Here is a 22,818-nt window from a genome sequence, read left to right as displayed (position 1 = left end):
CTCGGTCAGGCCCCGAAGCACAGGAAGCCGACGCCGGCGGCGAATTCCGTGTCGCCGGCGTCCACGTGTGCGGCCCGTGCGCCCGCCAGGGCGATCGCGGGAGGCTGGCCCTCGCCCAGTCGGCGGTGCAGGTCGACCATCAACGGCGTGGTCACCTCGGCGGGCACCGGCACCACCGGGGCGACCAGCGTGCGCGTGCCCAAGCCGAGCAACGCGGCCGTGAAACCCATCAGCTCGTCGCCGGGCCTGACCGCCGACAGGCCCGAGTCGCACGCCGACAGCACGACCCGCGCGGGCGGGGTGTGCAGGCGTTCCAGGTCGTAGACGGTCAGCGGGCCGTCGGCCAGTTCCAACGCCGAGAACAGCGGGTTGTCCGCGCGGAACGAGCCGTGCGCGGCCACGTGCGCCAGGGGTGCACCGTCCATCGCCGAGGCCACCGCGTCCACGGTCGCCTCCGGGCCCACGAGGACGGAGGCTTTGCCTGCCAGCGGGGAGATCGCGGCGATCTCGGTCGGCGCGGCGGGCAGCCGGGGGCCGGCGGCGAGCACGGCCCGGTCGTGCGGCACCCGTGAGGACGACGCTGCCCGGAACCACACGGTCGCCGAGGGTGCCACGGTCAGCGACCGCTCCCGGCACCCGGGCAGCGCCGCCCACGGCAGGCCGCCCAGCGCCCCGGTCGGCGCGAGCACCAGCGGACGCCCGTCCACCCGGCGCGCCAACGGGGCCAGCAGCCGCCGTTCCAGCAGCGCCGCCGCGTGCTCCGCACCCGCCCGCACGGCCACGCGGTCCAGGTGCTCGGGCAGCGTGACCAGCCGGTGCAGTGCGAAGCGCAGCAACCGGATCTCGCGCACGGCACCGTCCACCGGACCCAGTCGGTGCAGGCTCGCCCGCCCACCCGCGACGACCACCGCGAGCAGCGTGCCCTCGAAGTCCACGTACTCCACCAGCGCCGCGTCACCCAGCGCCCACGCCAGGTCCGGCACGGCGGGCGGCCGGTCCACCGCTCCCCCGCCGCTGGTCTGCCGGGTCAGCTCGCGCACCCGCTGCTCACCACGCAGCTGCCGCTGCTTCAACGCCGCCGTGGGCTTGCCGTCCAGCAGCGCCAGCTCCAGGTCCGAGGTCACCGCGCGCAGCTCGGCCAGCGCGTCGGCCAGGCCGGAGTCCTCGGGCGGTCGGGCCGGGGTCATCCGCAGCGCGCCCGCCCGCCAGCTCTCCGCCCACGTCAGCACGCGCCCGGCGTGCCCGGACGCCACCGCCGACCGCAGCCCTTCCATCGCCAGCGCCTTGCCCTGGGCGCCGCTCAACGCCCGCAACTCCGCCGCGCCCAACGACACCCGGTACTCGTCCAGCAGCCGCAACCCGCGCCGCAACGCGCTCTGCGCGCCCCGCCGGTTGCCCTCCAGGTCCCGGCGCAACGCCTCGGCGTACCAGCCCTGCACGCGGTGCGCCGCCGGACCGCCCCGCCGCGCCGCACCGGCCGTGGACAGCTCGGCCAACGCCCGCCGCCGGTCACCGAGGTCCCGGGCGATCAGGGCCGCGTCCACCCGGGCCTCCAGCGCGGCCATCCGCCAGCCCAGCGCGTCCAGCCGGGATGCCACCCGCGCCATCGCCGTGCCCAGCTTCCGCGACCGCTCGCCGCTGAGGTAGGCCGCGCGCAGCTCGACGTGCCGGGCGCTGACCTCCCACACCTCGCGCTTCTCCCGCCGGAACCCCTCCCGCGCCGAGGCCGCCATCCGCACGGCCAGCTCCAGGTCGTCCTCCAGCAACGCGATCCGCGCCCGGTAGAACATCGCCTCCGACCGGGCCAGCACCAGGCCCTTGCCCAGCTCCGCCAACGCCCGGTCCGCCGCCGCCCGCGCCTCCTCCAGCAGGGGCACGGACACCAGCAGCTCCAGCCGGTTGATCAGCAGGTTGGGCCGCGGCACCTCCAGCCGCCGGTACTCCCGCTCGGCCTCGGCGAACATGGTCAGCGCGCGCGGCACGTCCCCGGCGCGGGACGCGGAGATGCCCGCGTTCCACCGCACGTCCGCGACGGCCAGCTCCTGGTCCAGCTCCCGGTACAGCTCGGCGGCCCGGTCGAAGTCCTCGTCGGCCGCCTTCAGGCCGCCGGTGTAGGCGCGCAGCAGGCCCCGGTTGTTCAGCGCCCGCGCCTCGACCAGCCGCTCGCCGAACCGCCGCACGACTTCGATGGCGCCGTTGTAGTCGCGCAGGGCTTCGTCGTAGCGGCACAGGAAGTGCAGCACCAGACCGCGTTGCATCCGCCCGCTGCCCGCGTCCACGCCACGCAGGTCCGGCAGGGCGCGGTTGATCGTGCGCAGCGCTTGGGCGTGCCGGCCGAGGTTGGACAGCACGAACGCCAGGCTCATGCGGGCCAGCGCCGCCGACCGCGCCAACCCGGCGTCCTCGGCGATGCGCACCGACCGCCGCAGGTGCCGCAGCGCCGCGTCGAAGTCGTGCAGCTCGCGCAGCGACAACCCGATCGCGCGTTCGGCCGTCGACGCCTCCTCGGCGTCACCCGCGGCACGCGCGGCGCGCAACGCCGAGCGGCCCATCGCTAGTGCCGCGTGCGGGTCCCGTTGCCGGGCTTCCAGCGCAGCGGCGGCGGAAACCCCGGCCACGGAAGCCACCTTATTACCAAGGTCACTGTGGTAGCTTGATCAGCCTTGCTCAAGCCCACCGCCGTGTTGTGAGGCCCCCGTGTCCCAGCCGACGAACCGACCCGAGCTGTACCAACGGGCCTTCGCGGAATCCATCAGGCAGCACAAGGACTTCCGGCTCTACGCCGAGCGCGGGCGGGAGTTCATCTTCGTCGCGCGGGAGCTGCTGACGATCCCCGAGGACGTCGTCCGGGTGATCGAGAAGCTCCAGCGCGACAACTTCGCCGTCGAGCGCGGGCGGGACTTCGCCGGCATGTCGCGGCTCGTGCTGCCGCGCAACCCCGACGACATCCCCGACATCGTGCGCCTGTTGCGCGACCCGGCGCAGTGGCCCGGCGAGCGGGTGCCGTTCGTGCAGCCGCACCACGTGCTGGTGGGCCACGGCGGCAACATGCACGGCAACCCCGGCCAGCCCCCGAAGGTCGCGCCGCCGCTGGCCGACCCGGTGAAGGGCAGCGAGGTCCGCGGCAAGGGCGTGATCGTCGGAGTGGTCGACACGGGGATCTCGGCTTCCGCGGCTGCGGACCATCCCCTGTGGCTGGGTGAGGCGTTCCTGGCGCGCGCCGACGAGGTGGACACCGCTTACGCGCACGACGACGTGTTCGCGCTGGAGGGCGGGCACGGGACGTTCGTCGCGGGCGTGCTGCGGCAGGCCGCGCCGGGGGTGCGGTTCGACCCGGAGCGGGCGCTGGACCCGTCCGGTCTGGGCACCGAGGAGCAGTTCGTCGCGGCGCTGGCGTCGTTCGACGAACGGGTGCAGGTCGTGAACATCTCCATGGGGTGCTTCACACAGGACGACGTGGCCTCCGAGCCGGTCCGGCGGGCGATCGCGAAGCTGCCGACGTCGGTGGTCGTGGTCGCGTCGGCCGGCAACCAGGGCACCAACCGCCCGTCGTGGCCGGCGGCGCTGTGCCGGGTGACGGCGGTGGCGGCGGTGGCCCAGGAACGGGACGGCTCGCGGGCGCCGGCGTGCTACTCGAACTTCGGGCACTGGGTCGACGCGTGCGCGGTGGGCAACCGGACCAGCACGTACCTGAAGGGCAAGTGGGAGTTGCCCGGCGACCCGGTGGTGGACGTCTACGACCGCTTCGCGTACTGGCTGGGCACGTCCTTCGCGGCTCCGCACGTGGCCGGCCGGATCGCGGAGACGATGACGACCTTCGGCCTGTCCGCGGTGGCGGCCCGGGACAAGCTGCTCAGTGCGGCCGAGTTCTTCCCCGGCTACGGCGTCCTGGTCGACTGACATGGTCGTTCGCGCAGGTCAGGCGGGGTTTCTCGGAATCACCCGATCGGGCGACATGCAGGATCCGCGACCTTTCCCGGACTCGCGCGTCCCGTGAAGTGGAAGGGGGCGCGGGCGACGGGGACGAGATCAGGGGCACGGGAGGTATCTGCCGGGGGCTTGCGCACTCCGTAGTGTGTGGAAGCGACGAGGAGACCCGAGCCCGGGAGGGGACGTGACCCCTGCATCCCCGATCGCCGCGCTGGTGGACGCGGCGGCCGAGGGCGACCAGCGTGCCTGGAACGAGATCGTCGACCGGTACACGCCGTTGGTGCTGGCGGTGATCTACAAGCACCGGTTGCGCCCGGCGGATGCGGCGGACGTCAACCAGACGCTGTGGCTGCGCCTGGTCGAGCAGATCGGCAGGCTGCGCGACCCGGAAGCCCTCCCCGGCTGGATCTCCACGACCACGCGCAACGAGTGCCTGCGGATGCTGCGCCTCCAGCAGCGCACCCAGCCCTTCGACCCCGTGGCCGACGAGGAGCAGGCGGGCTCGGTGGACGTCGTGGCGGACCTGGACGAGGAGATCGAGGCGGCCCAACGCCGCCAAGCCCTCCGCGACGGCTTCCGCCTGCTGTCCGAGCAGTGCCGCGAACTCCTGGCCAGGCTCATGACCGACCCGCCACCCAGCTACGCGAAGGTCAGCGAGCAACTGGCGATGCCGGTCGGCAGCATCGGCCCCACCCGCATCCGCTGCCTGGACAAGCTCCGCAAGACCCCGGCAGTCCTCCGCTTCCTCGACCCGCGCCCGCCGGCCCCGGCGAAGTCGGGAAGCGCGGCCGGCCCCGGGAACGCGGCCAGCCCCGGGAACCCGGCGCGCTCGGGCAACGCGGCGAACGCACGCAGCGCGGCGAGTGCGGCGGGCACGGCAGGCACGGCGAATGCGGCGAGCACGGCGAATGCGGCGGGCCGAGGCGCGGGAGGCGCGGCGGGGAGGGGCTCGGCCAGTTCGGGAGTGGCCGGGGCGGCGCGGGGTCGTGGGGGTGGCGGGGTTCGCGGGGATGCCTGAGGTGTGCGGGTCGCGGGGCGGTTCGGTCCGGGTTTGAGTGGTGGCTGGTCGGGTGTCGGAGGAGGTGGGCGTGGTGACGGGTCAGGGAGACGGGTGGGAGAGCGACGAAGTCTTGTTGGCGGAGCTCCGGGCCGCCCTCGCGGAAGCCCGGGACGTGCCGGCGGGGTTCGCCGAGGCGGCTCGGGCCGCGTACACGTGGCGCACGGTCGACGCCGAGCTGATGTTGTTGACCAGCTACGACTCGATCCTCGACGGGCAGCTCGCGGAACGGGCCCGCGCGGCGGTGACGGCTCGGCAGCTGGTGTTCGACGCCGAGGGGATCTCGGTGCAGGTGGAGGTCACCGAAGCCGGGGTCGCGGGGCAGGTGCTGCCGGCGCGGCCCGGGCGGGTCGAGTTGCTGACCGCGACCGGGGTCGTGGAGGAGGCGGAGTTGGACGAGTTGGGGTGCTTCCTGCTCGGTCCGCCGCCGCCCGGGCCGGTGCGGTTGCGCATCGAGGCCGATGGCACGTTCGTGGTGACCGACTGGGTCTGCGTCTAGCCCCGCCGTGCGGCGTGTGAGCGTCCGCGGCGGGGCACCCGAGGGCACACAAAGCGCAGGCGAGGGCACCCGTTACCAGAACCACGGGAGAGAGTCACCCGTAAGGGCGCGGTGCACCACGTCCGAGTGAATCCGGACCCGCGAACGGTTCGTCCGCGTGGGGCTCGTCGCTAAGCTCGTGCGGTCTTCGATCTCCTCACGGTGAAAGAGGTGCGCGGTGGTTGACCGGGTGAGCTGGGCGCCGGAAGGGGTCGACGTCGACCTGCCGAGCTCGGCCCGCATCTACGACTACCTGCTGGGCGGCGGCCACAACTTCGCGGCCGACCGGGACACCGCCGAGGCGCTCATCCGGGTGCTGCCGGTCCGGGACATGGCCCGGCTCAACCGCTCCTACCTGCGCCGCGCCGTCCTCGCCCTGGTCGACGCGGGCGTCACGCAGTTCCTCGACCTCGGCTCGGGCATCCCGACCGTCGGCAACGTCCACGAGGTCGCGCAGCAGGCGGACCCGGACTGCCGGGTCGTCTACGTCGACATCGAACCGGTCGCCATCAAGCACTCCGAGCTGCTGCTGGCCGACAACCCCCGCGCCCGCGCGGTCCACGCCGACCTGCGCGAGCCCGAAGTCGTGGTCGAGGCGGCCCGGGAGCTGCTCGACTTCACCGCCCCGGTCGGCCTGCTCGCGGTCGGCGTCATGCAGTTCATCCCCGACGAGGACGACCCGTGGGGCATCCTCGTCCGCTACCGCGACGCCCTCGCGCCGGGCAGCTACCTGGCGCTGTCGCACTTCACGCCCGACCGGATGCCGCAGGCGATGGCGGCGGGCGCGGACATCTTCCAGCACACCGCCGAACCGATCACGCCGCGCACCCGCGAGCAGGTGCTGGCGATGCTGGACGGCTTCGACGTCGTCGAACCGGGCCTGGTCTTCACCCCGGAGTGGCGGCCGGAGTCCCCCGAGGACGTGCCCGACGACCCGGGTCGCGCCAACCTCTACGCGGTCGTCGGCCGCAAGCCTTGACGCGGCGCGGTCGCGGTCCGCAAGATTCCTCGACCTGATCTTCGCGATCGCCCCGCCGCAGCCGCCACCCCACCATGAGCGACAACGCAGCGCACGACGACGTCCCGGGACCACCGCCCGGGACGGCACCGGCGCGCGCCGACGTCGTGGCGCGGTGGGCGCGGGCGTTGGTGGACAGCGCCTACGCCCCGTTGTCGCGCAAGCAACTCCAGGCGCACCTCAACCGCCTCTTCGACAACCTGGCCACAGCGGAAAGGGCCGACGAGGTCGGCGAGTGGCTGGTCGACGCCCGCTTCACCGGCCAGGACAGCCTGCGCCGCACCATCGAGGTGCTCGCCGACGCCCTGGACGGCGACGACCAGCAGCGCGCGACCGCGCTCGCCGGTGTCGCCGCGGGTTACGCGAACGCCTTGCGCCGCCAGGTCTTCGCCGAGCAGGAGGAGGTCCGCACCTCCCTCCTCGCCGCGTTGGAGCAGGCGCAGCACGACCTGCACGACAGCGAGGCCCGGTTCCGGCAGGTGTTCGCGTCCTCCGCCGTGGGCATCGCGATCTTCGCCGGGGACGGCACCGCGATAGAGGTGAACCCCGCGCTGGTGCGGATGCTGCGGCACGACCCCGACACCGCCGACCAGGCCACCGGTGCCTCGGGGCCCGACGCGGAGGACGTGTTCGCGCCCGCCGACCTCGCGGCGCTGCGGTCGGCGTGGGCGGCCACCGACGAGGCCAAGTTCGAGCAGCAGTTCACCGGCCCCCACGGCGATCCCATGTGGACGAACGTGGCCCTGTCGACCGTGCGGGACACCGACGACCGGCCCAAGTACCGGGTCGCCGTGATCGAGGACGTCACCGAACAGCGCGTGCTGCGCGACTACCTGCGCCACCAGGCACTGCACGACGTGCTCACCGGGCTGCCCAACCGCCAGAGCTTCCTGCCCAGGCTCGAAGAGGTGCTGGGCAAACCGGGCTCGATCACCTTGTGCTACCTCGACGTCGACAGCGTCGCGATCGTCAACGACGGCATCGGCTACGAAGCCGGTGACGAGCTGCTGAAGGTCGTCGCGGGCCGGCTGACCACCGTCGTGGCGGACGAGAAGGCGACCGTGGCCCGCATCGGCGGTGACGAGTTCGTCGTGCTCATCGAAGATTCCCCCGACACGCCCAGCATCTCCGCGCTCGCGGCGGCGATCGACGAGGCGCTGGCCGAGCCGGTGCAGCTGTCCGGGCACGGGGTCGCGGTGTCGGCGGGCATGGGGTTCGTGCGGACCAGTGCCCGGGGCGTGGACGCGATGGCGTTGCTGCGCCAGGCGCACAGCACGTTGCGGCGCGCGGAAAGCGGCGGCAAGGGCCAGTGGGGCATCTACGACGCCGGGGAGGACGCACGCGACCGCAAGCGCCTTTCGCTGATCGCGACGATGCCAGGTGCGTTGGAATTCGGCGAGATCGCCATCGACTACCGCCCCATAGCACCACCTTCGGGCGACCCGATCGCGCACGCGGCCCGGTTGCGCTGGGACGAGGCGGAGTTCGGCGTGGTGGGGCACGAGGAGTGCCTGGAGTTCGCGGACGAACTGGGGTTGAGCGGCCAGCTGGGCACGTGGCTGCTGGAGGAGGCCTGCGCGTTCGCGGCGGTCGAAGAGGCACCGGTGGTGGTGCGGCTGTCCGCCGACCAGTCCCGCGACCCCGACCTGGCGGCCGTCGTGCGGACCGCGCTGGACCGTTCTTCCCTTGCCCCGCAACGGTTGTGGCTGAGCCTGGACTGCCGCGCGCTGCCCGGCGGGCTGGACGTGGTGGAGGACAACCTGACCACGTTGGCCGACATGGGCGTCCGCCGCCTGCTGCACGGCTTCTCGTGCGGTCTGCCGGAGCTGGCGTTGGTGGAGCGGCACGTCCTGCACGGCGTGGAGCTGTGCGCGCCGCCGGACGAGCCGCTGGCCCGCCGGGCGGTGGAGCTGGTCGTGCCGCTGGTGCGGGCGACGGGCGCGCTGGTGATCAGCGACCTGCCGGGCGCGGACGCGGCCGTGCGACGGTGATGATCTCGCGGCTGTCCTCGGCGAACGGCGAGCGGTCCCAGAACCCGTAGCGCTGCTCGACCTCGAACCCGTTGTCCGCCAACAGGGAGTCGATGGTCGCCGCGGACGCGAACCGCATGGTGGCCTGGTCCACCTGGGGTTCGGCCCAGCGCTCGCCCTCGTAGGTCTCGGTGAGGTGCACCAGGTCGTCCTTCTCCCACACGATGTCGTGCGTCACGCGGAAGTCGGTGCCGTCCGGGGCGGTGTAGGTGGAGGCGTTGCGCGGAACCCAGTTCCGCCACGGCTTCGGCACCGGGTTGAGCGACTCGAACGCCAGCCGACCGGTCGGCTTGAGCGCCTGGTGCACGCCGGTCAGCAGGGCCGAGACCTGCTCGTCGGTGGTGAAGATCTGGAACACGTGCCCGGTCATGAGCACCAGGTCGAACTCGTGGTCGAACGACACCGTGGACAGGTCGCCCTGGACCCATTCCACGTCGTCGCGAACCCGGGCCTGGGCGAGCATCCCGGTGGCCGGGTCCAGTCCGACCAGCCGACCCCGGTGGCCGCGGTCGCGGGCGGTCTTGAGCAGCAGACCGGTGCCGCAGCCGACGTCGAGCACGGAGTCCGCCGCCGGCACCAGGTCGAGGTAGAACTCGTCGCTCGGGCCCCAGCCGTTGATCGTGTCGTAGAGCGAGGCCAGGTCCGCGTCTTCGTAGGAATCGGGCATCCCGCGAGTGTGGCGCACGCCCCCGCGAGAAGTCGCTCCAATAAAAGGGAAAGCCCCGCCGACAAGGGGCGGGGCTTTCAGCCGAAGACCGGGTGCGGAGTGGTCAGGCGAAGGTCGGCTGGCGCATCGCGTGCTGCACCAGCGTGATCAGGGTCTGCTTGGTGGACTGCCGGTTGCGCGCGTCGCACGGCACGATCGGGATCGACGGGTCGATGGTGAGCGCCTCGCGGATGTCCTCGATGCGGTGGTGCAGGAGGCCGTCGAAGCAGTTCACCCCCACCACGTACGGCAGTTCCCGGTCCTCGAAGAAGTCGATCGAGGCGAACGCGTCGGAGAGCCTGCGGGTGTCCACCAGGACCACCGCCCCGATCGCGCCGCGCACCAGGTCGTCCCACATGAACCAGAACCGGTGCTGACCGGGCGTGCCGAACAGGTACAGGATCAGGTCCTGGTCCAGGGACACGCGGCCGAAGTCCATGGCCACCGTGGTGGTCATCTTGTTCGGCGTGTTCGTCAGGTCGTCCACGCCGACGCTCGCCTCGGTCATCACCGCTTCGGTGGTGAGCGGGACGATCTCCGACACCGAACCGACGAACGTCGTCTTCCCGACGCCGAACCCGCCGGCGACCACGATCTTGGTCGACGTGACCGACAGGCTACGTCCGCCGCTCATGTTGCTTCCACTTTCCCTAGGACCGGAGGGTGACTAGCCACGCATGGCGACGTGCAGCTGGGACCGGATCTCCGGGGTGAGCTGGACGCCCACCCGCTCGACCAGGCGGGTCATCGCGTAGCCGATGAGGCCGATGTCGCAGTTGGGCGCCGCCAGCACGGCCAGGCACGAGCCGTCGCTGATCGACATCAGGAACAGGTAGCCCCGCTCCATCTCCACCACGGTCTGCTTGACGTCACCGGCCTCGAAGCAGCGCGCCGCGCCGAGGTTGAGGCTGACCAGGCCGGAGGCGACGGCGGCCAGCTGCTCGGCCCGGTCCAGCGGCAGGCGCTCGGAGGACGCGAGCAGCAGGCCGTCCGCGGAGACCACGATCGCGTGCGCCACGCCCGCGACCCGGTTCACGAAGTCGTCGACCAGCCAACTGAAGTTGTCCAGTTCTTCGGCTGCGGTGGTCACTTCTGCTCCTTGTTGTCTGCGTTGTCGAACGACAAGCCCTCCCAGGGCAGGCCGTTGTCGTCGGCGGACTCGCGGCCCATCTGCACACCGCGCTGGTAGGTGGCGAACCGCTGCCGCAGCCGGTCGGCGGACCGGCGCGGGGGCGCGGTGGCGACGGCGGTCGCGGTGGCGGAAGGCGCGGCGCCGTTGCCGTTGGTGGTGGCGGCCGGGGCGGTGGCCCGCGGCGTCGGCGCGCTGAGCGAGCCGGGCATGAGACGCGCCTTCGGGGTGCGCTTGGGCAGCCCGGCGCTGGTGGTGTCCTCGACGGTGGACTTGAGCACGTTGCTCGCGGCGGACCAGCCGTTGTCGGCCGGGCCCCAGCCGTCGGTGGGGGTGGCCGCGGCGGGCACCGGAGACGGTGCGGGCGCGCGCTTGGGCAGGCCGGCGGCGGTGGGCTGCGGGCTGACCCGCTCCACCTTCTCCGGTTTGTCGTCGCCGACCAGTTCCGCGCGGTCGGCGAACATCGTGCGCTCGGCGGGCGTCTCGTCCGAGCCGACCAGCTCGACGCGGTCGGCGAACATGGTCTTCTCGGACTCGGTCTCCGGCGGCAGCTCACCGCGCACGTGCGCCTCCGACGCCTCGGTGCCCTGGAACCAGCGGGACAGCACGTCCTCGTAGATCGGCAGCCGCTGGGTGGAGGCGTCGTCCTCCTCCTCGACCGCGGGCGGCAGCGACTTGGGCGGGCTCGACACGCCGGGGTAGGTGTAGTCGGGCGCACCGGGCTTGGGCGGCAGCGTCTCGGCGACGGTCGCGGTGAACAGGTCCGTCGCCGGGGACTGCTCGACCTGGAAGAAGTCGTCGGCGGCGGGCGTGGCGACCGGCTGCGGGAACGGCGCGGGCGTCACCTCGGCCGGCGGCGTGTAGCGCTCCCCGGACAGCCGGTCGGGGCCGAACTGGTCGGGCGTCCACTTCGGCACGCCCGCCAGCACGCCGACACCGCTGTCCTCGGCGGACGGATCCGCCTGGCGCGGCGGCAGCGCGGGCCGCGGGGCGGCCGGCTCGGGGCCGCGGTGCAGCAGCGACACCGGCAGGACGACCTGCGCGGTGACACCACCCTCTATGTCGTCGTTGTTGCTCAGCGTCACCCGGATCTCGTGCCGCTTGGCCAGCTGGCCGACCACGTAGAGACCCATCTCGCGGGCCACCGACACGTCGACCTCGGGCGGGTCGGCGAGCTTGGCGTTGGCCTCGACGATGTCCTGCTCCTGCATGCCGACACCGCGGTCGTGGATGCGGATGGACACCTCGCCGCGCCGGGTCTCGATGGCCCGCACGGTCACCTTGGTGCTGGGCTTGGAGAACGCGGTCGCGTTGTCCAGCAGCTCGGCGATGAGGTGCGCGAGGTCGTTGACCACGCGGCCCTGGACCTTGAGCTCCGGCGCGGGCGCGATCTGGATGCGGGCGTACTTCTCGACCTCGGACACGGCCGCGCCGAGCACCTCGGAGATCGGCACCGGCCGGGTGACCCGGCGGTTGACCGTGGTGCCGGAGAGCACCAGGAGGTTCTCGCTGTTGCGGCGCATCTGGGTGGCCAGGTGGTCCAGTTCGAACAGCGAGGCCAGCTGGTCGGGGTCCTGCTCGTCCTGCTCCAGCCGGTCGATGACGGTGATCTGGCGTTCCACCAGCGCCTGCGAGCGGCGGGACAGGTTGATGAACATGTCGTTGACGTTCGCGCGCAGCGCCACCTGCTCGACGGCGAGGCGGATGGCCTCGCGCTGCACGGCGTCGAACGCCCGCGCCACCTGGCCGACCTCCTCGGTGGTGTGGATCGGCACCGGCACCAGGGCTTCCTCGGCGGCGCGTTCCGGGTCGCGGTGCGAGCGGATGCGCTTGATCGCCTCGGGCAGCCGGTTGCGGGCCACGTCCATCGCGGAGCGGCGCAGCACGCGCAGCGGCGTCAGCATCGAGCGGGCGACGAAGGCCATGAGGGCGAACGCGACCAGCAGGGCCACGGCGACCAGGGCCGCGTCGCGCCAGGCGGCGGCACGGGCGGCCTCGGTGAGCCGGACGGCTTCGGCGTCGGCCTGCTGCTCGATGTCGAGCGCGACCGTCCGGATCAGAGCGGCGGTCTCCTCGCCGACGCGCATGACCTCGGCGTCCGAGATGGACACCTCGCCCGCGTCCTCCTGCTGCACCAGCGCGAGCTGGACCAGCGAGCTGCGGGCGTCCACCGCGGCGCCGGACACGACGTCGGAGTAGCGCTGGCGGTTGGGCTGGCTCGCGGTGACGGCGAAGTCGGTGAGCGCGGCGTCCAACCGGGACTGCGCGGCGCGCAGGGCGTTGACCTGGCCGGGCGCGAACTCGGTGCGCTTGGCCGTGGACAGCAGGATCGCGTTCTGCTGGAAGAGCTGTTCCTTGGCGCTGTAGAGCGCCTGGTTCGCGCCGGCCAGCGGCGTGATGGTCTCGTTGCTCAGGCTGCTCGCGGTCGCGCGGTGGACCTGGGCGAGCGCGCTGAGGACCTGGGTGTAGGCGCTGGCCACCGAGATGTCGGGGTACCGCGTGGTCAGCGTGGTGTTGCGCAGCGAGGGCAGCCCGTCCAGCGCCTGGAGGGACTTGTCGAACGCCTCCCGCACGCTGTCGCCGATGCCCGTGGTGGTCCGGGCGACCTCGCGGTACTTGCTCACCTCGGAGTCCACCTTGGCCGACCGCGTGACCAGCTCGGCGCTGTTGTCCGCCCGGCCGCCCGCGACGAACCACACGGCGGCGTCGCGTTCCAGCTGCAACGCGTCGGCGACCGCGGCGGCCTGCGCGGACAGCTGGAGTTCCCGCTGGGCCTTGCCGAACAGCTCGACGTCGTCGAGCTGGGTGTTGAGCCGCAGGCCCGCGAGGGCGAGCGTGCTCAGCGCGGGCACCAGGAGCACCACCGCGAGCTTGCTGCGCAGCCTCCAGTTGCGCAGGCGCCACCGGGAGATGCCCCGGTCGGCGGACGGCGCGGTGCCTGTGCTCGGACCCGAGTCGGGCGGGCCGGCAGGCCCCGCGCCCTCGTCGAGGTGGATCCGCTCCGGTTCTCTCCCGGAGGCGTGGTCGCCGTGACCGCGCACCGTCAGCACACTCCCCAGCCCCCCAGCCAGTTGTCTACACATCCCTACAAACCCGGTGGATCTTGGTGGAAAACCGCCGGGAGTCATACCGCCGTTCGGACGAGGAACGCGGTATTTTGCAAATCAACCATTGTCCCGCAGACCCATGCGAGACGGACTAAACGAACGCTAACCCGGCTTCACGGTTTTTTCACCGGATGGACCCGACCGGGAAACACGCCGGAGGGGGAGCCGTTCGCGCGGCGACTCCCCCTCCGGGTGGATCAACTACCCGAGCCCGAAGTGACCAACATCGGCTTGACGTCGAAGTCCTTCTCGAGCAAGCCGTAGGTCTTCATCAGGGTGGCGACCCGCTGCAGGCGCGTGGCGTCCAGCGTGGTCGGGAACTCGCCGAAGTGGACCAGGCTCGCGGTCTCCTTGTCGACCTTGGCGTACTCCACCAGCAGCGGCTCCACCGTGGGGCGGTCGGCGGCGGCGCGCTGCCCCTTGGCCATCGCGCGCTGGAAGGCGGCGACGGTGTTGGGGTTCTCCTTGGCGAACTTGCCCGTGGTGCCGTAGCCCGCGACCGGGATGTTGTCGGTCGGGCCGGACGCGGCGTCCAGGACGGTGATCGCGCCGATCGAGCGCTGGGCCTTGCTGATGAACGGCTCGACCATGAACGCGGCGTCCACGGTCTTGTTCTGCAGCGCGGCCTGCATGTCCGGGAACGGGAACTCCTTGAAGGTCACCGACTTCGGGTCGACGTCGTTGGCCTCCAGGGTCGCCTTCGCGGTCAGCTCGGCGATGTTCTTGAACGTGTTGATCGCGATGGTCTTGCCCGCCAGGTCCTTCGGCGACTTGATGGCCGAGTCGGGCCCGGTGAGGATCAGGAACATCTCGGGCTTGGCCTGGTAGCCGTCGTTGATCAGCTTCAGGCCGTCGACCGCCTTGGCCGCGTCCTTGCTCTGCGCGGCGAAGAACGACACCCAGTTGCCGAAGGTGATGTCGAGGTCACCGCTGATCAGGCCCGGGATGGCCGCGGCGCCACCCTGGATCGTGACCGGCTCGACCTCGAGGCCTTCCTCGGCGAAAAAGCCCTTCCTCATCGCGACGTGCACCGACGCGACGTCGAGGATGGGGAGCAGACCAAGCTTGATCTTGGTCTTTTCGACCTTGCCCGGTGCGGCGTCGGCGGGTTTCTCCTCGGAACCGCCGAGCAGACCACAGCCGGAGACCACCGCGAGCATCGCAAGCGCGGACAGACCGGCGATGATCCTTCGTGCCGAGAGGCCGACTCTTCGAGTCATGGGGGGCATCTCCTGTTGGAGTGGCGACATTGCGGGGGCAGGATGCACGGGCGACCGTGGCCCTCGCGGAACCACTCAAAGTGACTTTGGTGGTTCAGCAAGACCCCAGTCGACCGACACTCGAAGGCTGATCCACTACCTTCGGTGAGCATCTTTGCACAGGCTGTCCAGAGGTTGGAGTGCTCGGTGAGTGAGCTTGATCGGGAATGGGCCGGACAGAGCAACCTCCGTCCGGTGGGAATCGTGGGCGCCGGGCCGGCCGGCCTGACCTTGGCCAACCTGCTGCGCCAGGGCGGAATCCCTTGCGTGGTACTGGAAAGGGGCACCCGCGAGTACATCGAGACCCGGCCGCGCGCCGGCGTCATCGAGCACCGGGCGGTCCGGATGCTGGACGAGCACGGGTTGGCCGACCGGTTGCTCCGAGAGGCGGATCGGCACGGGGCCTGCGAATTCCGCGTCAACGGGCAAGCCCACGAGGTGGACTACGCCGCGCTCTACGACGGGCAGACCCACTACGTCTACCCCCAGCAGGAGGTCGTGAAGGACCTCCTGGGCGCGTTCCTCGACAGCGGCGGGGACGTCCGGTTCTCGGTGACCGACGTCGAGCTGCACGACATCGAGACCTCGTCGCCGTACCTGACCTGGACCTCGGCGTCCGGCGAGCGCGAGCGCCTTGACTGCTCGTTCATCGCCGGCGCGGACGGCTTCCACGGCGTGACCCGGCGCAGCATCCCGGCCGGCGCGGTCCAGGAGTTCTCGCACCAGCACGGCATCGAGTGGCTGTCCATCCTGGCCGAGGCGCCGCCGTCGACGCACAAGGTAATTTACGCGCTGCACCCCGACGGTTTCGCCGGGCACATGCTGCGCAGTTCGACGGTTTCGCGGTACTACCTCCAGGTCCCGGTGGACGACACAGTGGACAACTGGCCCGACGAGCGCGTGTGGGCGGAGTTGCACAAGCGGTTGGCGTTGCGCGACTCGGACTGGAAGTTGACGGAAGGTCGCATCACGGAGAAGCGCATCCTGGACATGCGCAGCTACGTGGTCGAACCGATGAACCACGGCAACCTGTACCTGCTGGGCGACGCGGCGCACATCATCACGCCCGTGGGGGCCAAGGGGATGAACCTCGCCCTGCACGACGCGGAGGTCCTGGCGGCCGCCCTGATGGAGTACACCCGAACGGGGGACGACGCGGGGCTGCGGTCGTACTCCGAAGTGTGCTTGCGGCGGGTGTGGCGTGCACAGGAGTTCTCGCAGTGGATGGTCTTCATGATCCACCGGTCGCCGGAGCCGTTCCTGAGCCGGTTGGGGCAGGCCAGGTTGGAACACCTGATCGCGTCCGGCTCGTCGGCGGGTTATTTCGCGCAAAACTACGTCGGCCCGTGATCGACGGGTGATCGTCCGGTCTTCCTCGGCGCCGATTGTCGGTCCCCGGTGAGAGCGATTGTCGGTGGCCGGTGGGAGAATGAGCCCCAGGGGGCGCGCGGCACGAAATGTCGTACCCCTGTGGGACAATGGAAATCGGGGGCCGGCGGCCGGCCCTCCCGCACGCAGAAAGACGGGCGACCCTCGAACCACCCCGGCACTGCCGCCGCGGACGTCGAATCGCCCGTCGCGCGATTCCCGTTGCCCGGCGGGGAAATCCTCGCCGGAACGACGAACGGGCGACCCCAGCGGGCCGGCAACGCCGCCGGCCCCCACGGGAATCGCCCGAACACCTCTCACCCGTCCTGCTGACGCTTGCGGCCATCCCAGCCGCAGCGCACGGGCCGGGAGCGTCAGTTGGCCGTGGCGCGGTCGGAGGAGTCCACGCGCGAGGCCTCCGCCCGCTCCGCCTCCGCCCACTTCGCGGCCTGCTCCTCGTTCGCCGCCCGCCGGGCCCGCACTTCCTCCGACGTCTTCCCGACGTTCAACAGCCGCGCCACCTCCGCCCGCAGCGCCACGAACGCCTCGGACTCGCGCGTCGTGATCTGGTCCCGCTCGGCCGGCAGGTCGACGCGGAGATCGGCCACCACGGACGCGGGCGACGACGACAGCACCAGGATCCGGTCCCCCAGGTACACGCTCTCGTCGATGTCGTGCGTGACCACCAGCACGGTCGTGTCGTGCTCGGCCTTCACCTTCAGCAGCAGGTCCTCCAGCTCGAACCGGGTCTGCGCGTCCACCGACGCGAACGGCTCGTCCATCAGCAGCAGCGCCGGCCGGTACGCCAACGCCCGCGCGATGGCCACGCGCTGCTGCATGCCGCCCGACAGCTGCCACGGGTACTTCCGGGTCGCCCCGGACAGACCCACCCACTCCAACGCCTCCGCCGCCCGCGCGCGCCGTTCCGCGCGCCCCAGCGACCGCTTCAGCGGGAACTCCACGTTCTTCTGCACCGACAGCCACGGGAACAGCGAGCGGCTGTAGTCCTGGAACACCACGGCCAGGTCGTCGGGCACGCCGCGGACCTCGTCGCCGTGCAGGCTGATCGCGCCGCGCGAGGGGCGGATCAGGCCGGAGATCGTGCGCAGCAGCGTGGACTTGCCGCAGCCGGACGGGCCGACGACGCACACCAGTTCACCGGCGCCGACGGTGAACGTCAGGTCGTCGATGGCGGTGTGGGCGCCGTCCTTGGCCTGGTAGGTGTGGCCGAGCTCGGCCACCGAGAGCATCGCGGTCATGTCATTCCTCCACCGTCGCGGGGGTGCGCCCCTCGGAAGCCTTCGGCTGCCAGGACAGCGCCCGGCGTTCGAAGGCGAGGAGCACGGTGTTGAGGGCGTAGCCGAGGACTCCCAAGAGGACGATCCCGGCCCACATGTCGGGGAAGTCGAACTCCCGCTGGGCGACGAGGAGTTGCGACCCGATCCCGTTGTCGGTGCCGACCAGTTCGGAGACGACCATGAGCACCAGGGACAGCGACAGGCTGACCCGGAGCCCGGCGAAGATCTTCGGTGCGGCGGCCGGCAGGACGACACCGAGGATCCACTGCGCCTTGGGGATGCGGAACACCGCCGAGGTCTCGTACTTGGTCGCGTCGACGCTGCGGGCGCCGTCGACGCTGTTGAGCAGGATCGGCCACAGCACGCCGAAGACGATCGTGGCGAGCTGCATCTGCGTGCCGACGTTGAACACGAGCAGGAACACCGGCACCAGGGCGGGCGGCGGGATCGAGCGCATGAACGTCAGCAGCGGACCGGCGTACTGCATGGCCGTGTTCGAGCGGCCGAGCGCGATCCCGAGCGCGATGCCGATCAGGGCGGCGATACCCCAACCGGCCAGCAACCTGCCGATGCTCGGGAACACGTGCTCGTACACGGTGTCGGTGAACAGCACCGGCCCCGAGAACCACAGGGTGTGCGCGGCCTCGGCGATCTCGGTGGGGCGCGGGAAGAACGGGTCGTCGGCGACCCAGGTCGCCAGCTCCCACACCAGGACCAGTCCGATGAACACGGCCCAGCGCTGCAAGAACCGGGTCATGACCGTCCTCCGGTGACCGTGCTCCAGGACACCCACCGGCGCTGCGCGCGTTCCAGCCCCTCGTTGAGCAGGAACCCGAGCACACCCGCGACCACGGTGCCGGCGAGCACCAGGTCCATGCGGCCGGAACCGCTGCGGGCCTCCATGATGAACTGCCCCAGCCCACGCGCACCGCCCGCGAGCAGCTCCACGCTGACCAGCACGACGAGGCTGGTCGTGGCCGCGAGACGAATCCCGGTGAGCACGAAGGGCAGAGCGCTGGGCAACGCCACGGAGAACAGCACCCGCACGCGGCCGGTGCCGAACACCTTCGCGGTCTCCACGAGCAGGGGGTCCAGCTCGTCCAGCGCGTAAATGGTGTTGAACAGGATCGGCCACACCGCCGCGTACACGGCGAGCGTGATCTTCATCTCCGGCCCGATGCCCAGCAGCAGGATCGCCAGCGGGATCAGCGCCACCGAGGGGATCGGCCGGAGGAACTCGACGACGGCCCGCGTGGCGTGCCGCACGGCCGGGACGCTGCCCAGCACGAGTCCCAGGGGGACGGCGATCGCGATGGACAGTCCCACCGCGATGAGCAGGGCGAGGACGGTCGCGACGACGTCGCGCAGGAAACCCGCGTCCCCCAACAGCTTGATCAGCTCCACTCCCACCACGGACGGCGGCGGGAGGTATTCCGCGGGAACCAGCCGCGACCGGCCGAACAACTCCCAGACGACGAGGAACCCGGCCACACCGAGCAGCCCTCGGGAGAGCGCACGCACGCGCAACGCCTACTTCCAGTTGCTTGCAGTTGATCAACCCCAGCCAACCCGGCTCAATCTAGAGACTCGCACCCCGTCGCGACAATGCGTGCACGGGAAATCACGGTTGCGAACCACCCCGGTTTCCCCGCGGCGAGGTCACGCGCACGGCGGCGCGCGGTCAAGCGCACGGTGGTGTGTGCGGCACGTCCGGGAAGTGGCGGGCCCAGTCGTCCGGCCCCAGGCGGTCGCCGGACGCGCAGATCCGGTCCACCACCCGCCCCAAGTCGCTCTCCCAGAACCGGAGCTCCGTCCCACCCGCCGTCACCAGGGTGTGCCCGTCGCGCGCGAACCTCGCCTCCGCCACCGGGCCGGCGTGCGCCCGCACCACGCCGGTGGCGCGGGGCGCGGCGGTGTCCGACAGGTCGAACAGCCGCACCTTGCCGTCCGCGCCCGCGACCGCCGCCACCTCGCCGCTGACCGCGACCGACCGCGCGTCCCGTGCCAGCGGCGCCGGTTCCCGCCCCGGCCGCGACAGCACCACGTCACCGTCGTCCTCGACCGCGACCCGGTCGCCCCCGGTGCCCACCGCCACCGACCCGGTCCAGACCCGGTAGACCTCGCCGGTCTCCAGGCTGGGCCGGGACGGGTCGCCGACCTCCCACACCCGGACCTCGCCCGCCTCCCGGTGGACGACGAGGTGCCTGCCGTCGAAGCTGGAGGCGACCACCGGGGCCCGGCCGCCGCCGCCCACCATGAACGACGGCGAGAGCACGATCCCCGACGACACCAGGTCGAACCGGGCGGTCCGGCCGTCTGTGTCCTCGATCGCCAGGTGGTCGCCGCCCTCGCCCACGGCGGCCAGGGTCACCTCGCCGGCCGGGTCGGGCGCGGCGAGGTTGGTGGTGCGCCACAGCCGCAGCCGCTGGTCCTCGCCGAGCGTCAGCAGGTGCTCGCCGTCTGCGCTCAGCGCCGCCGAGCGCACCCGGCCGGGGTGGCGGGTCAGCGGCCACGCGGTGCGCGGGCCGCGCGGCTGGGAGATGTCCACCAGGCGCAGCACGCCGCCGACGTCCAGGGTCGCGGCCAGGTCCCGGTCGCGGCTGAGCACCAGGGCGCGGATCTGGGTCGGTTGCACGATCGGCAGGTCGGACACGTCGACCAGCCGGGCGGTGCCGTCGGCGGTGGTGAGCACCGCCCGCCCGCCGGCCGGGAACCCGACCGAGGAGACCGCGCCGGCGTGCCCCTCCAGCGCCGCGATCTTCACCGGGCCGGCCCGGTCGGTCAGGTCCCACAGCGTGGTGGCGCGGTCGACGCCGGCGGTGGCGAGCATCCGGCCGCCCTCGCTGAACGCGACCGCGGTGACGGTGTCGGTGTGCTCGACCGCGGCCAGCCGCACGGGTCGCGCCGGGTCGGCCAGGTCCCACAACTCGACGGTGCGGTCCGCGCCTCCCACCGCGACCAGCCGGCCGTCGTCGGCGACGGCCAGCGCGCCCACCCGCCCGTCGTGGACGGCGAAGTCGACCGCCGTGCCCTCCGACAGCCGCCAGGCCCGCACCCGGGAGCCATCGGCGACGACCAGGACGTCGTCGGTGAGGAACGCGAGCGCCCCCGAGCCGCCCGGCAGGTCCGCCACGAGCCGGGGGTGGGCGCGGTCGGACAGGTCCCACACGCGCGGGGCGCGGTCGAGCCGACCGACCGCCAGGTAGCGGCCATCGGCCGACAGCGCCACGGCGGTCGGGGCCCGCTCGACGTCGAGCTTGAGCGCGAGCTGCGGGTGGCCGGGGTCCCGGGTGTCCCACAGGACCACGACCGCGCCGCCGGCCGTGGCCAGGACCTGGCCGTTCGCGCTGAACGCGAGCGCGTCCACCCCGCCGGGCTGCCGGTCCAGGACGCCCAGCCGGACCGGCCGCCGGGGGTCGGCCAGGTCGTAGAGGTGGGCGTCCCGGCGCGTGCCGTCCTCCACCGCGGCGACCACGGACCGGTGCGGGCTGACCGCGATGTCGCGCACCGACTCCAGCCGCGTCGCGTAGGGCGTGCCGAACGCGGCCAGCAACGCGTCCCGGGTCTCGGGCAGCGGCGCGAGCCGGTACGCGGCCAGGGTCAGCTGCAACGCCAGCGCCGGGTCGGAGTCGCGCAGCGCCTCGGCCTCGTTGACGACCTTGCGGGCCAGCGCGATGTTGCGCTGCTCCGTCGCCGACAGCTCCGCCCGGAACGCGCGGACCGTCGACACCCCGGCCAGCACCAGCAGCACGCCCAGCACGGCGACCAGCCGGCGCAACCGGCGCGTCCGGCGGGTCTCGGCGGCGGTCGAGGCCTCCTCGGCGGCGGTGCTCGCGTCGAGGAACGAGCGCTCGGCGGCGGTCAGCTCCGCGCCGCCCGCCGCCCACTCGCGGGCCAGGGCCAGCCGCGTCCCCCGGTACAGCGCGCCCGGGTCCCGGTCGAACGACTCCCACACCCGTGCCGCGTCGGTGAGCATCCGCTGGACGCGCAGGCCGGCGCGGTCCTCGGTGATCCAGTCGCGCAGCCGGGGCCAGCGGTGGATCAGGGCTTCGTGCGCCAGCTCGACGGTGTCCCGGTCCAGCACGACCAGGCGGGCGTCGGCCAGCGCGGACAGCACCTCGGGGTGGTCCACCTCCTCGCGGCGCACCCGGCGCTTGGTGTCGGCGGTGTCGTCGCCGACCGCGATCAGCCGCAGGAACACCTGCTTGGCCACCGCCCGGTCGGCGTCGGACATGCCGAGGTAGACGTGTTCGGCGCTGCGGGCGATGGAGTGCTCCACCCCGCCCGCCTCCTCGTAGCCAGCCAGCGTCAACGCCACCCCGCGCCTGCGCCGCCAGGTCTCCAGCAGGGCGTGCGACACCAGCGGCAGCGCGCCGGGCAGGCCGGCGGCGTCCGCGACCAGGCGGGTGACCAGCGCGGTCTCGGCCTTGCAGCCCGCGGCGGCGGCCGGTTCGACGATCGCCTCCCGCAGCTGGTCCGCGGTCATCGGCCCGACCAGCACGTGCCCGCCGCGCAGCGCGTCCACCAGCTCGGGGTGCCGCCCGCAGTGCCCGAGGAAGTCGGCGCGGACGCCCAGGACCACGCGGGTCCGGCTGGTCGGCGCGCTCGCGGCGGTGGTGAGGGCGGCGAGGAACGCCGACCGCTCGTCGTCGGCGCACAGGGTGAAGACCTCTTCGAACTGGTCCACGACCAGCAGCAGGTCCTCGTCCCGGTCGATCACGCTCTGCCGGACCCGCAGGTGCAGGTTCTCGGGGTAGGCGGCGAACTCGCGGGCCAGCGCGGTCGCGGGCTTGCCGGTGAGGGCGGCCAGCCGGACGGCCAGCTCCTGCACGGGCCGCGCACCGGGCGTGAACACCAGGCTCGGCCCCGGGGTCCGGGCCACCAGGCCGGCTCGCAGCACCGAGGACTTGCCCGACCCGGACGCGCCGAACACCCCGACGAACCGCCGCCGCGCCACCAGCCCGGTCAGCTCGCGGACCAGGTCGTCCCGGCCGAAGAACCGGTCCGCGTCGTCGACCTGGAAGCAGGCCAGCCCCGCGTAGGGCGGGGCGTGGTCGTCGAGTCCGGGCGGCCGTTCGTCGGCCAGTTCGCGCCACCGCGCCTCCCAGGCGGCGACGTCACCCCCGCACGCCTTCACGTACGCCAGGGTCACCGCGAGGCTGGGCAGCTTGCGCCCGTTGGCCGCCTCGGACAGCGCCGCCGCCGAGTAGTGCGCCGCGCGGCTGAGCTGCCGGTAGGTCGGTGCGCCCGCCTTGAGCCGCAACGCGCGCAGGTCCGCCGCGAACGCACCCAGTTCACCCGCGGGTAACGGGCTCTCCGATCTGGCCATCGCTCCCCCTCCACCAGGGGGCCGATTGTTCAGAGAACGCTGTTCAGCG

General features: G+C 72.4%; 16 protein-coding genes. 6 read left to right on the top strand and 10 right to left on the bottom strand.

Going from position 1 to position 22,818, the window contains the following annotated elements; genetic code table 11:
• Positions 1-5: 5 nt before the first annotated feature.
• Positions 6-2,618, bottom strand: a complete 2,613-nt coding sequence (locus tag DFJ66_RS33985; protein ID WP_246030009.1) for a CHAT domain-containing protein — start codon at positions 2,616-2,618, stop codon at positions 6-8.
• A gap of 79 nt (positions 2,619-2,697) precedes the next feature.
• On the opposite strand from DFJ66_RS33985, the gene DFJ66_RS33980 reads away from it, so the two are divergent.
• The 5 genes from DFJ66_RS33980 to DFJ66_RS33955 all read left to right on the top strand — a co-directional run bounded on the left by DFJ66_RS33980 (position 2,698) and on the right by DFJ66_RS33955 (position 8,534).
• The gene (locus DFJ66_RS33980) at positions 2,698-3,900 is read left to right on the top strand and encodes a S8 family peptidase (RefSeq protein WP_121227411.1); all 1,203 of its coding nucleotides are present in this window, start codon (positions 2,698-2,700) and stop codon (positions 3,898-3,900) included.
• A gap of 214 nt (positions 3,901-4,114) precedes the next feature.
• Positions 4,115-4,948, top strand: coding sequence for an RNA polymerase sigma factor (locus tag DFJ66_RS33975; protein ID WP_246030008.1), 834 nt, complete (start codon positions 4,115-4,117; stop codon positions 4,946-4,948).
• A gap of 73 nt (positions 4,949-5,021) precedes the next feature.
• Entirely contained in the window at positions 5,022-5,486 is a 465-nt protein-coding gene (locus tag DFJ66_RS33965) for a hypothetical protein (protein WP_121232137.1), read from the top strand.
• Positions 5,487-5,703: 217 nt separating this feature from the next.
• Complete coding sequence (locus DFJ66_RS33960; RefSeq protein WP_121227407.1) at positions 5,704-6,504, top strand: SAM-dependent methyltransferase; 801 nt, start codon at positions 5,704-5,706, stop codon at positions 6,502-6,504.
• A 74-nt stretch (positions 6,505-6,578) separates the two neighbouring features.
• Positions 6,579-8,534 (top strand): diguanylate cyclase domain-containing protein, encoded by a 1,956-nt coding sequence (locus tag DFJ66_RS33955; protein ID WP_121227405.1) that lies wholly within the window; start codon positions 6,579-6,581, stop codon positions 8,532-8,534.
• Here the strand turns inward: DFJ66_RS33955 and DFJ66_RS33950 are convergent.
• The 5 genes from DFJ66_RS33950 to DFJ66_RS33930 all read right to left on the bottom strand — a co-directional run bounded on the left by DFJ66_RS33950 (position 8,494) and on the right by DFJ66_RS33930 (position 14,735).
• The gene (locus DFJ66_RS33950; RefSeq protein WP_121227402.1) at positions 8,494-9,240 is read right to left on the bottom strand and encodes a class I SAM-dependent methyltransferase; all 747 of its coding nucleotides are present in this window, start codon (positions 9,238-9,240) and stop codon (positions 8,494-8,496) included. The genes DFJ66_RS33955 and DFJ66_RS33950 overlap by 41 nt on opposite strands.
• Before the next feature lie 103 nt (positions 9,241-9,343).
• Positions 9,344-9,913, bottom strand: a complete 570-nt coding sequence (locus tag DFJ66_RS33945) for a GTP-binding protein (protein ID WP_121227400.1) — start codon at positions 9,911-9,913, stop codon at positions 9,344-9,346.
• A 33-nt stretch (positions 9,914-9,946) separates the two neighbouring features.
• A complete protein-coding gene (locus DFJ66_RS33940; protein WP_121227397.1) occupies positions 9,947-10,369 on the bottom strand; it encodes a roadblock/LC7 domain-containing protein in 423 nt (140 codons plus the stop codon).
• Entirely contained in the window at positions 10,366-13,458 is a 3,093-nt protein-coding gene (locus DFJ66_RS33935; RefSeq protein ID WP_246030007.1) for a sensor histidine kinase, read from the bottom strand. Before DFJ66_RS33935 ends, DFJ66_RS33940 begins: the two co-directional genes overlap by 4 nt.
• 254 nt (positions 13,459-13,712) lie before the next feature.
• A complete protein-coding gene (locus tag DFJ66_RS33930) occupies positions 13,713-14,735 on the bottom strand; it encodes an ABC transporter substrate-binding protein (protein ID WP_121227395.1) in 1,023 nt (340 codons plus the stop codon).
• A 234-nt stretch (positions 14,736-14,969) separates the two neighbouring features.
• On the opposite strand from DFJ66_RS33930, the gene DFJ66_RS33925 reads away from it, so the two are divergent.
• Positions 14,970-16,124, top strand: a complete 1,155-nt coding sequence (locus DFJ66_RS33925; protein ID WP_246030006.1) for a 4-hydroxybenzoate 3-monooxygenase — start codon at positions 14,970-14,972, stop codon at positions 16,122-16,124.
• Between the two features lie 392 nt (positions 16,125-16,516).
• Here DFJ66_RS33925 and DFJ66_RS33920 read toward each other — a convergent pair whose 3' ends face one another.
• The 4 genes from DFJ66_RS33920 to DFJ66_RS33905 all read right to left on the bottom strand — a co-directional run bounded on the left by DFJ66_RS33920 (position 16,517) and on the right by DFJ66_RS33905 (position 22,769).
• Positions 16,517-17,401 (bottom strand): ABC transporter ATP-binding protein, encoded by an 885-nt coding sequence (locus tag DFJ66_RS33920; RefSeq protein WP_121227391.1) that lies wholly within the window; start codon positions 17,399-17,401, stop codon positions 16,517-16,519.
• Position 17,402: 1 nt separating this feature from the next.
• A complete protein-coding gene (locus DFJ66_RS33915; RefSeq protein WP_121227389.1) occupies positions 17,403-18,197 on the bottom strand; it encodes an ABC transporter permease in 795 nt (264 codons plus the stop codon).
• Positions 18,194-18,961 carry an ABC transporter permease gene (locus tag DFJ66_RS33910; RefSeq protein ID WP_121227387.1) on the bottom strand — a complete coding sequence of 256 codons (768 nt, stop codon included), beginning with the start codon at positions 18,959-18,961 and terminating at the stop codon, positions 18,194-18,196. Before DFJ66_RS33910 ends, DFJ66_RS33915 begins: the two co-directional genes overlap by 4 nt.
• A gap of 160 nt (positions 18,962-19,121) precedes the next feature.
• Positions 19,122-22,769: an nSTAND1 domain-containing NTPase gene (locus DFJ66_RS33905; protein WP_121227385.1), complete on the bottom strand. Its 3,648-nt coding sequence runs from the start codon at positions 22,767-22,769 to the stop codon at positions 19,122-19,124.
• Positions 22,770-22,818 lie beyond the last annotated feature (49 nt).

This window comes from Saccharothrix variisporea (assembly GCF_003634995.1).
Taxonomy (GTDB): domain Bacteria; phylum Actinomycetota; class Actinomycetes; order Mycobacteriales; family Pseudonocardiaceae; genus Actinosynnema; species Actinosynnema variisporeum.
Note: the sequence above shows the minus strand (reverse complement) of the source record. Positions and strands in the feature narration are given on the sequence as shown.